Consider the following 12,072-nt stretch of genomic DNA (forward strand, 5'->3'; position numbering starts at 1 on the left):
AGCAGCCAATTGCGTAAGGATACACGCAAAAGAGTATGCTGATTTTTACTGCAAGAAGTACAATGAGGTTACCAAACACCAGCATAAGAGAGCCCTCGTCTTAACGGCACGTAAGCTTGTAAGACTGGTCTTTGCCTTGCTGAGCAAAGGCCAAATCTACCAACCGGGAGGTAATGGATAGATTTAGTAAATACATTTAACTGAATATCAGCTAAGTTTCCTTCCATTATTATCCAATATGTGGTGGGTTTATTAAGTGTTGCCTTTTTTAGAGTTTTTGAGGCCTTTATTTTTCAAGGTTCCAAAAAATTCTACTTGACATTACACCGCTTGTCTTTCACTTTTCCTCCTCTCACTTTTTAAAACACGCCTGCCGTGCAAGTTTCTCCAAATCCGCTTTAATCACTGGATCATTTTCCGCGTTGCTCACAATCTCCTCTATTATATTTCTCTGAAAGTCCTTTAATTGCAGCGAATAATAGACAAATTGCTCTTTTCTGCTGTCCTCTACCAGCCCATTGTCCCTGAGTTTTGCCAGATGCTTGGATACTTTAGGCTGTGGCAGCTCCAGAATATTGCATATATCGCATACACATAGCTTCTGTTTGTACAGCAGAACTATTATTCTGAGCCTGGTTTCATCTGATAATATTTTAAAAAAATCGACCAGATCTTTCACATATCTCACCTGCTTTAGTAATCGTTATATTCCTATATCGGTATATGCTCATTATATAATATGTCTAAACAATAGTCAAGAAAAAAAGCGCCCTTAATAAAGGACGCTTTTTATCTCATCGGGATGTATTTCTGCTTTAATAAAATTCCTGTTCTCGTCAACTAATGCGAATATGATCCTGCCATTATAGGCTTTTTTGTCACTGGTCAGCTTGTTCAACACCTCTTCAAAGGGAAAATCATCAAAGACCGTAGGCAGTCCCGCCTTTTTAATAAGTTTTAATATCTCATCGTAAAATTGTTGGGATATCATCTTGCGGTTTAAAGCGATCTTTGACGCATAAACCATGCCTATGGCTACCGCTTCGCCGTGGGTGTACTTTTTGTAGTCCGTTAAAGCCTCCAGGGCATGTCCCAGGGTGTGACCAAAATTCAGGACCGCTCTTAAGCCCTGCTCCGTTTCATCCTGGCCCACTATCTCTGCTTTTATCTCGCAGGAGCGCTTTATAGCGTACTTTAATGCCTCCATGTCCAATGCCAGCAAATCCTCCATATGGATATCCAGCCACTGGAAGAATCCCTTATCCCTTATAACGCCGTACTTTATCACTTCAGCCAAACCTGTCTTTAGTTCCCGCTCTGGAAGGGTTTTTAATGTCTTTACATCCACTATTACCGCCCTGGGCTGATGAAAAGCTCCTACGATATTTTTGGCCTCTGGAAGGTTTACAGCCACTTTCCCGCCTACACTGCTATCTACCTGAGCAAGCAATGTGGTAGGTATCTGTACAAAATCAATCCCTCTCATATAGGTCGCCGCCACAAAACCTGATATGTCTCCTACCACTCCCCCACCCAGCGCTGCAATACATGAGGTCCTGTCCAGGCCATATTTTAGCGCTTGCTGCAGCAGGCCTTTGGCAGTTTCCATGGTTTTACTCTCTTCACCGGCTGGTATGACAGATGTCACCACTTCATAGCCCTGCGATTCAAGAGAACGACATATATCTTTAAGGTAATACTTCTCCACATTGTCATCAGTTATCACCATAAACTTCTTCGACTTTACGCATTCCGTCAACCTCTGCCCAGCCTCGTCTATATCGCAAAAAATTATCGGATAACTCCTTTTGCCCAACTCCACTATTAAATCCATATCATAACACTCCATGCTATATATCAAAAAACTCTTCTTCTACCACCATACATATGGCGTGATATACAGGAAGGTGATATTCCTGTATCTGTGGCGTATCAGCGCCGGGCACCACTATGGATACATCGCAAAAGTCCTTCATCTTGCCACCATCTCTCCCCGTAAGACCTATGGTTTTTAAGCCCATAGCCTTTGCCACCTTTACGGCGTAAAGGACATTTTTAGAGTTGCCCGACGTACTTATGCTAAGCAATACATCGCCGCTCTTCCCCAACCCATAAACCTGTTGTGCAAAGACCATCGCATCAGATACATCATTGATGAAAGCCGTTATAAGTGCTGATGATTCTACCAGGGCTATAGCCGGAAGTGCCCCCTGTAGATTATCTGCTATAAAACGCCCTTCATCCGGATACTTTTCTATAAGCGTGGATCTAAACTGCTCAGGGACACTCCGCTTTTTCATAAATCCCTTCATGAGTTCTCCCACTATGTGCAGGGCATCTGAAGCGCTGCCGCCATTGCCACATATAAGCAGCTTGCCCCCTGATCTATAGCACTCAATAATCATTTCGCATGCCTTTTTTATGTCATCCTCACAAGAAGCCAGAGCAGGATATCTGTTTATAAGGTCTTTTATGATGTGTTCGCCTTTCATCATATACCATCCTTTTATTAATAGTCCTTGTGCCTATGCTTCTTTACGCGTTCCCATTTGCCTTATATTGCTGTATTCGCTCATGGAGTAATAATTGACATCAAGGCCCTTTTGCATCTCTTGAAGTACATAGCAATACGCGCTGGCGGTATCCAGTGACGTCATACAAGGTACACCGTATTGGAGCGATGCCCTTCTCAGTTTAAATCCTGATGTCTTCGCATCTTTGCCTTTTGTAGGTATATTTATAATAAAATCTATAGAGCCCTCTCTGATCATATCTATTACCTTTTTCAGGCCATCACCTTCTTTTATGTCAAAACACTGAGATACTATACCACTCTTCTGAAGGGCCTTATGAGTATCTTTTGACGCAAATATATTATAACCCATTGAAACCAGCCTGGCAACAAGGGATACAGCTTCTTTTTTGCAGTTATCAGAAATGGATACAAAAATTTTTTTATTGACGGGGAAATCCATTTTTGCCCCTTTAAATGCCTTATAAAGCGCCGCTGCAAAATTGACATCAATCCCTAATGCCTCACCGGTGGATTTCATCTCAGGCCCCATGACCAGGTCGGCTCCTGACAATTTCTGATGGGAAAAAACGGGCGCCTTTATGACGTAATAATCCGGTTCTGGCCACAATCCGTCGGGATATCCCATCTCTTTTAGCGTCCTACCTAGAGCTACATTTACGGCTATGTTCACCATAGGCACTCCTGTGACCTTGCTCAGTATAGGAACGGTACGGGATGCCCGAGGGTTTACTTCTATGACGTATACCCTGCCGCCTTTTACCACATACTGGATATTTATTAGGCCTTTTACGTGAAGGGCCTTTGATATCTTCTTTGTGTACTCTACTATAAGGCTTTTTTCGTCTACCGTTAACGTCCTCGCAGGGTATACAGCAAAGCTGTCGCCGGAATGTACCCCCGCCCTCTCTACGTGTTCCATGATGCCTGCTATCAATGTGTTTTCGCCGTCGCTTATAGCGTCAATTTCCACTTCTTTGCCATCAATATACCTGTCTATGAGAATAGGTAGGCCTGGCGATATCCTCATGGCATTTTCCACATAGCTTATAAGCTCTTTTTCCCCTGACACCACCTCCATGGACTGTCCTCCTATTACATAGGAAGGCCTCACCAGCAGCGGATATCCCAACCTTTTAGCCACATCCAGCGCGCTTTCAACGCTGGTGGCATAATCTCCCGCAGACTGGGGAATATTCAGGCTTTTGAGAAACTCTGCAAACTTTTCCCTGTCTTCAGCGATATCGATGTACTTTTGTTGCGTGCCCAGGATAGTCACGCCTTCCTTGGCCAGTTCTTTGGCCAGATTAATCGCAGTCTGGCCGCCAAACTGCACCAGCACACCCATGGGTTTTTCTTTGTCCACAATATTCATTACGTCCTCAAAGGTCAACGGCTCAAAATACAGCTCATCGGCTGTATCAAAATCGGTACTTACCGTCTCGGGATTATTGTTTACGATGATGGCTCTCACGCCCGCTTCTTTTAAAGCCCATACGGCGTGAACTGAACAATAATCAAATTCTATGCCCTGGCCTATCCTGATGGGTCCTGAGCCTATTACCAGGACACAGGGCTCTTTTCTAACCGCCACATCGTCATCCTGCTCATAGGTTGAATAGTAATAGGGCGTAACCGACTCAAATTCCGCCGCACAGGTATCCACCGTCTTGTAAACAGGAACAATACCATGTTCTATTCTCTTGGACCTTATATCACTTTCGCTTACTCCCGCCAGTTCTGCTATCATCCTATCGGAAAATCCCATTTCCTTTGCCTTTTTAAGCACTGCCTCATCGTTCCATTTATCAGCTAAAACAGCCTCGTAATTTACGATATTCTGTATCTTATCCAGAAACCATATATCAATTCTGGTGATATCGTGTATACGCTCTATAGTCCAACCCCGCCTTAGGGCCTCTGCGATGTAGAATATGCGCATGTCATTGGGATAGCTCAATTTATAATATATTTCATCATCAGACCAATTGCCGCTGTCTTTCAACTTTAACCCGTAAGCCTTTATCTCAAGAGACCTTATCGCTTTCTGCAGAGATGCCTCAAAGGTCCTGTCTATGGCCATGACCTCGCCGGTTGCCTTCATCTGGGTACCTATGGTCCTATCAGCTGTATAGAATTTATCAAAAGGCCACCTGGGTATTTTTGTGACTACATAATCAAGAGCAGGTTCAAAGCACGCTGTGGTCTTGCCCGTCACAGGATTGGTTATCTCATCAAGGGTCAATCCCACGGCTATTTTAGCCGCCATTCTGGCAATGGGATACCCTGTTGCTTTTGATGCTAGAGCGCTGGAACGGCTCACCCTCGGATTTACTTCGATCACACAGTATTCAAAGCTTTTGGGATTTAAGGCAAACTGTATGTTGCACCCGCCTTCGATTTTAAGAGCCCTTATTATCTTTAAGCTGGCCGACCGCAACATCTGGTACTCCATGTCGGACAGCGTCTGAGAAGGTGCTACCACGATGCTGTCCCCTGTGTGAACGCCTATGGGATCCAAGTTTTCCATATTGCATATGGTTATACAGTTATCATTGCTATCCCTCATTACCTCATACTCGATTTCTTTCCACCCATAGAGGCTCTTTTCAATTAAGACCTCATGAACCATGCTCAATTTCAAGCCAACCGATACAATCTCTATAAACTCTTCCTCGGTGTAAGCTATACCCCCTCCTGTACCGCCAAGGGTGTAAGCAGGCCTTATTATAAGAGGGTATCCTACCTCATGGCTGAACTCAAGCGCTTCCTCCAGGCTGCGCACAATCCTGCCCGGTGCAATGGGCTCGCCCAGCTCATTCATAAGGTCATTAAACATCTGGCGGTCCTCTGCCTTCTTTATGGACTCAATGGATGTGCCTAAAAGCTTAACACCGAATCTGTCCAGCACCCCAGCTTCTTTTAATTCCACAGCCAGATTCAATCCAGTTTGACCTCCAAGGGTAGGCAGTATGCCGTCAGGTCTCTCTTTTTCTATGATTTTGGACATGGTATCCACATCCAGCGGTTCAATGTACACGCTGTCTGCTATGTTTTCATCGGTCATAATGGTAGCAGGATTGTTGTTGACCAGCACCACCTTTATACCCTCTTCTCTTAAAGCCTTACAGGCCTGGGTACCAGAGTAGTCAAATTCTGCTGCTTGACCTATAACTATCGGTCCTGATCCTATGACTAATACCTTGTTTATTCCATCTTTAATCGGCAAAATAACATCCCCTTACACGAGATAATTGAAAAATTCTTTGAAAAGATATCTTGAATCGGTTGGTCCCGGTGAAGCTTCCGGGTGATACTGTACAGAAAATATAGGAAGATATTTGTGTTTTACACCTTCAACGGTTTTATCATTGAGATTTATATGAGTGACTTCCATATCGGTACCAATAGTATTTATGTCAACGGCATAGCCGTGATTTTGCGATGTGATATAAACCTTTCCTGTTCTCAAATCCTTTACAGGATGATTGGAGCCTCTGTGGCCATATTTGAGTTTATAGGTATCTGCCCCTAAAGCTAGTGATATAATCTGATGCCCGAGGCAGATACCTAAAATAGGTAATCTGCCTTTAAGTTGGGCAACCAGCTTAATAGCATCCCGAGCATCCTTCGGGTCTCCCGGCCCATTGCTTAAAAATAGGCCGTCGGGTTGTGCTTCCATGACCTGGGATGCCGTGGCATTGTACGGGAAAACCACCATGTCAAGGCCCAGGTCTGCAAAGTTCTTCAATATGTTTTTTTTGATCCCCAGATCTATTACCGCCATTCGCCTGCCATTGCCCTCTATGCGATAGGGCTTTTTAGTGCTGACATATTGTAATAAATCGCCACTCATGGCAGACGATAATCGGGCCATATCAGTTAAACTGCACTCATCGGTGGTTATAAGGCCTTTCATTGTGCCAGAAGACCGTATCTTTTTCACCAACGAGCGGGTATCTATTCCGGAAATGCCTATTATGCCGTGGATTTCTAAATAATCCCTTAAAGTCATCTTTGACCGGAAATTTACAGGCCTATCCTCCAGTTTTTTTACAATAAACCCTCTGACTTTAGGGCCGTTTGACTGGGAATCATCATCGTTTATACCGTAATTCCCTATAAGCGGATACGTCATGGCGACGATCTGCCCGGCATAAGAAGGGTCTGTAAGTATCTCCTGATAACCTGTCATGCCTGTATTGAATACGACCTCTCCCACAGTAGTACCGCAGGCTCCAAAAGACTCCCCCTCGTAGATACTGCCGTCTTCCAGTACAAGAAAAGCCCTCATGATTCTAAACCCCCATTTCTGTTAGTACCTGTTCTAAAATATCCACAGCTTTATTTGCATCATCCTTCGTTATGACAAGGGGAGGAACCATCCTCACCACACTATGCCCGGCAGATAAGACCAGCAGGCCCTTCTCCATGGCCCCATTTATGATAGCAGTTACGTCAGGCATAGCCATTTGTATTCCCAGCATAAGTCCCTTTCCTCTTACATCCACTATGACAGGATGGGATTCTCTTAGCTGTAACAAGCGTGACTTGAGGTGCTCTCCAACTTCTCTGGCATTATCAATGACACCTCCTAACAATTCCTTCATTACAGCTACGCCTGCCGCGCAGGACACAGGATTGCCCCCAAATGTGGATGCATGATCGCCAGGCTTAAATCCTGATGCCACCTCATCAGTGGCTACCATAGCTCCTAGTGGAAGCCCTCCCGCAATGGCCTTAGCCAGCGTCATGATGTCGGGCTGCACTCCATAGTGTTGATAGGCAAAGAGCTTGCCTGTCCTGCCCATGCCGCACTGTACCTCGTCAAATATCAGCAGAAGCCCCTTTTCATCGCACAATCTTCTTACCTTTTGCAAATAATCGGGGTCCGCTTCATATATGCCGCCCTCGCCCTGTATAGGCTCCAGCATGACAGCGCAGGTATTTTCATCTATGGCATCTTTTAATGCCTCATAATCGTTAAAAGGCACATACTTAAATCCCTCTATAAGCGGCTCAAACCCTGCCTGATACTTGGTTTGCCCTGTAGCGGTCAATGAACCCAGTGTCCTGCCGTGAAAAGACTGCTGCATGGTGATGATGCCGTATTTATGCTCACCGTATTTTTTCTTTGAATACTTTCTCGCCAGCTTTATCGCCGCTTCATTGGCTTCTGCACCGCTGTTGCAGAAAAAGACCTTATCGCCAAAGGAGTTCTCCACCAAAAGTCTGGCCAATTCAACCTGAGGCATATTCCAGTACAGGTTTGAGCAGTGTATCATGTCCTCAGCCTGTTTTTTAATGGCTGCCACCACAGAAGGATGACAGTGGCCCAGATTGTTAACCGCTATGCCAGCTACAAAATCCAGGTATTCGTTTCCCTGCTCATCGTATACCAGAGCACCTTTCCCTTTTACCAGTGTAATGGGGTACCTGTTGTACGTGTTCATAACATACTGTTTCCCCATCTCAATGTAACCCATCATAAATCCTCCTCACCGGACAACCATTGTCCCTATTCCTTCATCTGTAAATATCTCCAAAAGAATAGAATGGGGCATGCGTCCATCTATTATATGAGTTGTTTTGACGCCTTTCTTTATGGCATTTATGCAACACAAAACCTTTGGTATCATACCACCGTCTATGATCCTGTCGTCAATGTATCTTAAAGCGGTCTCTATATCCAGAGAAGAGATAAGAGAATTCTTATCGGCGTAATTTTTATATATCCCTTCCACATCTGTAAGCATTATAAGCTTTTCTGCGCCCAGGCTTCCCGCTATTTCTCCTGCCACAGTATCTGCGTTTATATTGTAGGTTTCGCCGTCTTCGCCAATAGCTACAGGGGCTATAACGGGAATATAACCCTGCTTTACCAGAAGATCGATTATCTCTGTATTGACAGCTTTTACATATCCCACAAAGCCTATATCGCCATTGGTAAGGTCTTTCTCGGCGGTTATAAGCCCTCCATCTTTGCCGCTTAAACCGATAGCCTTACCGCCATAGCTGTTTATAAATGAAACGATCTCTTTATTTACTTTGCCTGTCAGCACCATCTCGACCACTTCCATGGTCTCCCTATCGGTAACCCTAAGGCCATTGACAAATTGAGGTTTTTTATTCAGTTTTTTTAGCATATCGTTGATCTCCGGCCCGCCCCCGTGGACTACAACAGGATTGATGCCGACCAGCTTCAACAGCACTATATCCTTCATTACCATCTGCTTCAACTTTTCATTTACCATGGCGTTACCGCCGTACTTTATGACAAATGTCTTACCCCGAAAGTTCTTGATGTAGGGCAAAGCCTCAACCAGTATATTGGCTTTTTCAATTGCTTCCATAATACTATTCTCCTCCATAAGCGCCATCATGTCCTATAACTCCCATTTATCTTTACATAATCATAAGAAAGGTCACAACCCCAGGCCGTAGCACAGCCATCTCCCTGCTTTAAATCCACGATAACCTTTATATCCTTCTCCGAGAGGATTGCTTTGGCCTTATCTTCCGAGAAGTTAAGTCCCATACCATTTTCAGCCAATATCATTTCTCCTGCTCTGCTGGATATATAGATGTCTACAAGATCGGGGTTAAAATCTATACCTGAATACCCTACTGCACATATAATCCTTCCCCAATTGGCGTCTTCGCCAAAAATAGCCGTCTTAACCAGATTGGATCTGGTAACAGCCCTTGCAGCCTTGACAGCACTTATTTCATCCGGCGCGTTTTTTACCTGCACTTCTATAAATTTGGTGGCACCTTCGCCGTCTCTTGCCATCATCTTTGCCAGCTCTATACACACTGTTTCAAATCCTTTGTAAAATAACTCATAGTCCTCTGTTCCACAGGTTATAAGCTGGTTTTCCGCAAGGCCGTTAGCCAGCACCACCGCCATATCGTTGGTACTGGTGTCGCCGTCTACGCTTATCATGTTAAAAGATTTAGCAGTTGCATCTTTAAGAGCTTTTTTTAAGGCTTTTGCCTCAATATTGGCGTCGGTAGTGATAAAACAAAGCATAGTCGCCATATTCGGGTGTATCATCCCCGAGCCTTTGGTCATGCCACCTATCGTGACGGTTTTTCCGCCGATCTCAAGCTTTACAGCCATTTCCTTTTTAAAGGTATCTGTCGTCATTATCGCTGTGGCGGCATCAGCTCCTCCATAAACGCTTATGCTCTTGCAGCACTGTTCAATACCCTGCCTCACCTTATCCATCGGCATGCTGACACCTATGACACCCGTTGAGGCTACGACTACATCATGGGGATTCAAACCCAGCTTCTGTGCAACCAGCTCGGCCATTTTTCTGGCATCCTTTAAACCCCTCTCACCGGTGCAGGCATTGGCATTTCCGCTGTTGACTACAATAGCCTGTGCTTTGCCGTCGCTGAGGTTTTCCATTGTGATGCGCACAGGCGCTGCTTTTACCTTATTGGTAGTAAAAACCCCCGCTGCCGTAGCCAGAACCTCCGAATAAATCACCGCCAGGTCTTTTTTGTGTTTTTTAATACCGCAGTGCACTCCTGCCGCTAAAAAGCCTTTGGGAGCTGTAACACCACCTTCATTGAATATGACATCCATAACTACTCTCCTCTCGCAATAGGTTGTCATAAATCAGGGATAGATGGCTGGAAAATCCAGTCCCGTATCCTCAGGCAAACCAAAAAGTGAATTCATGTTTTGAACTGCCTGACCTGATGCCCCTTTCACCAGGTTGTCTATAGCCGATATGATGATCAGCTTACCTGTATGTTCATCATAGGCTAATCCGATGTGGCAATTATTTGAACCGTAGGTATCTTTCGTGCGTGGATATTGCCCATCTCCCAGCACCTTTACAAAAAACTCCTTGCTGTAAAACTCCCTATAGGTTTCTCTTACCGATTGAATGGTGAAGCCGTCTTTTAAATCGCAATAAATAGTGCTCAAAATACCTCTCGTCATGGGCACAAGATGGGGCGTAAATGTCACTTTAATATCGCTGCCTGCAAGATAACTTAATTCCTGTTCGATCTCCGGAGTATGCCTGTGACGAGCAACGCCATAGGCTTTTATGCTCTCATTGCATTCTGCATATAGATTATTAAGAGTGGGACTGTGTCCTGCTCCAGACACCCCTGATTTAGAGTCGATGATAATTCCCTCCGGTTTTATAAGCCCACATCTGAGGGCAGGAGCCAATCCCAATATAACACTTGTGGGATAACAGCCCGGATTTCCTACCACATTGGCGCCTTTAAGATCCAGCCTGTGTATCTCAGGAAGGCCGTATACCCTCTTTATGCGGTCGTCCAGCGAAGGAACGGGTCCATACCATTTTTCGTACACAGAAAGATCATCAAAGCGAAAATCAGCGCTGAGGTCTATAAGTTTTTTGTGCTTCGCCACAACTTCATTCGCTAGCTGATGGGCATGGCCATTAGGTAACGCCGAAAATATTACATCTGATTTTTTTATCAGCTCTTCTGTATGTAGTTCTTCGCACTTAAGGTCAAAGTAGCCTTTTAAGCTTGGATAGAGGTCACTATACTCTGCTCCAGCGTAATTATTAGAAGTGACGCCGACGATCTCAACTTCGGGATGCCGCGCCAGAATCCTTATGAGTTCAACACCGGTATATCCGGTAGCTCCTATAACGCCTACTTTTATCATGGTTAACCCCCTTTCCTTTTATATCCTATAAATTGTATAACAATATTCGTCCAATTACAATGGTTTTTTATCTAATATTTATGCATTATAAGACACAATATATACGATAAACAGTCGTAATTTTCGCATAAATAATAATAAATAATGAATAAAAATTCATTTTTATTACATTATACTCTCTAATGTAGAAAAAAGCAACAACTTTTTTACGCATCTGTGATTCGTAATTTGAATGATACAAAATTATTTGAATACAAAATAGGTTGCCGAAGAAAAAATTCACCAGCCCTAAATTCAAAAAGAGGCAAGCCACATAAATGAAGGCTTACCTCTTTGTTTATATATAAACTGTGTATAACTTTCTGATAACTTTGTGGGTAACTGGTAAAATAAGAAAATGCGAATTTAGTAATAAATTATTATACACATATAGGAATCAATTGGTAAACTACTTAACGTGTGAGTTGTTCTATTTCAGATTTATTAAGACGTATCATATAAATATCTTTGACAATTTCGAGACTGTAAAAAATTTTGTGTAAAATGATTAAAAACCTCTTTCTTGGTAAGAATTCAAAAATAAAACAAACCGAGAAGGAGGTTTTTAAAAATGTCAATTTTGACAAAGGAACAATTAAAAAATTTCATCAGTGAAAACAATATTCAATCTATTCCAGACCTTTATGCGTCATTAAAAAACCTTTTTAAAGATACTATCCAAGAAATGCTTGAAGCAGAGCTTTCTACAGAGCTTGGATATGAAAAGTATGAGAAGAAAGATAAAGATACTCCAAACTCAAGAAATGGATATACTCAAAAGACTGTAAAAACTCAATTTGGTGAAATGGAAATTGATATTCCACGTGATAGA

10 protein-coding genes and 1 pseudogene are annotated in these 12,072 nt (G+C 43.5%); 2 read left to right on the plus strand and 9 right to left on the minus strand.

Annotation, left to right across the window (positions count from 1 at the left end):
* Positions 1-181 (plus strand): annotated as a pseudogene (locus BUB87_RS13005) (IS110 family transposase); the annotation flags it as partial.
* A 171-nt stretch (positions 182-352) separates the two neighbouring features.
* Here the strand turns inward: BUB87_RS13005 and BUB87_RS13010 are convergent.
* The 9 genes from BUB87_RS13010 to argC form a co-directional block, all read right to left on the minus strand.
* Complete coding sequence (locus BUB87_RS13010; protein ID WP_073346340.1) at positions 353-679, minus strand: ArsR/SmtB family transcription factor; 327 nt, start codon at positions 677-679, stop codon at positions 353-355.
* A gap of 93 nt (positions 680-772) precedes the next feature.
* On the minus strand, positions 773-1,834 hold the full coding sequence (gene aroB, locus BUB87_RS13015) for a 3-dehydroquinate synthase (RefSeq protein WP_073346342.1): 1,062 nt from the start codon (positions 1,832-1,834) through the stop codon (positions 773-775).
* A 16-nt stretch (positions 1,835-1,850) separates the two neighbouring features.
* Positions 1,851-2,492 (minus strand): D-sedoheptulose-7-phosphate isomerase, encoded by a 642-nt coding sequence (locus BUB87_RS13020; protein WP_143156713.1) that lies wholly within the window; start codon positions 2,490-2,492, stop codon positions 1,851-1,853.
* A gap of 33 nt (positions 2,493-2,525) precedes the next feature.
* A complete protein-coding gene (carB, locus tag BUB87_RS13025) occupies positions 2,526-5,762 on the minus strand; it encodes a carbamoyl-phosphate synthase (glutamine-hydrolyzing) large subunit (RefSeq protein ID WP_073346346.1) in 3,237 nt (1,078 codons plus the stop codon).
* A gap of 12 nt (positions 5,763-5,774) precedes the next feature.
* Positions 5,775-6,827, minus strand: coding sequence for a glutamine-hydrolyzing carbamoyl-phosphate synthase small subunit (gene carA / locus BUB87_RS13030; protein ID WP_073346348.1), 1,053 nt, complete (start codon positions 6,825-6,827; stop codon positions 5,775-5,777).
* A 4-nt stretch (positions 6,828-6,831) separates the two neighbouring features.
* A complete protein-coding gene (locus tag BUB87_RS13035) occupies positions 6,832-8,019 on the minus strand; it encodes an acetylornithine transaminase (RefSeq protein ID WP_407641852.1) in 1,188 nt (395 codons plus the stop codon).
* Between the two features lie 12 nt (positions 8,020-8,031).
* Positions 8,032-8,916: an acetylglutamate kinase gene (gene argB, locus BUB87_RS13040; protein ID WP_327021808.1), complete on the minus strand. Its 885-nt coding sequence runs from the start codon at positions 8,914-8,916 to the stop codon at positions 8,032-8,034.
* A complete protein-coding gene (argJ, locus tag BUB87_RS13045; protein ID WP_073346353.1) occupies positions 8,913-10,130 on the minus strand; it encodes a bifunctional ornithine acetyltransferase/N-acetylglutamate synthase in 1,218 nt (405 codons plus the stop codon). The genes argB and argJ overlap by 4 nt, the downstream gene beginning before the upstream one ends.
* 33 nt (positions 10,131-10,163) lie before the next feature.
* Entirely contained in the window at positions 10,164-11,201 is a 1,038-nt protein-coding gene (gene argC, locus BUB87_RS13050; protein WP_073346355.1) for an N-acetyl-gamma-glutamyl-phosphate reductase, read from the minus strand.
* A 610-nt stretch (positions 11,202-11,811) separates the two neighbouring features.
* On the opposite strand from argC, the gene BUB87_RS13055 reads away from it, so the two are divergent.
* A partial coding sequence (locus BUB87_RS13055; RefSeq protein WP_200792804.1) for a transposase occupies positions 11,812-12,072 on the plus strand: 261 nt, incomplete at its 3' end.

The organism is Caldanaerobius fijiensis DSM 17918, assembly GCF_900129075.1.
GTDB lineage: Bacteria > Bacillota > Thermoanaerobacteria > Thermoanaerobacterales > Caldanaerobiaceae > Caldanaerobius > Caldanaerobius fijiensis.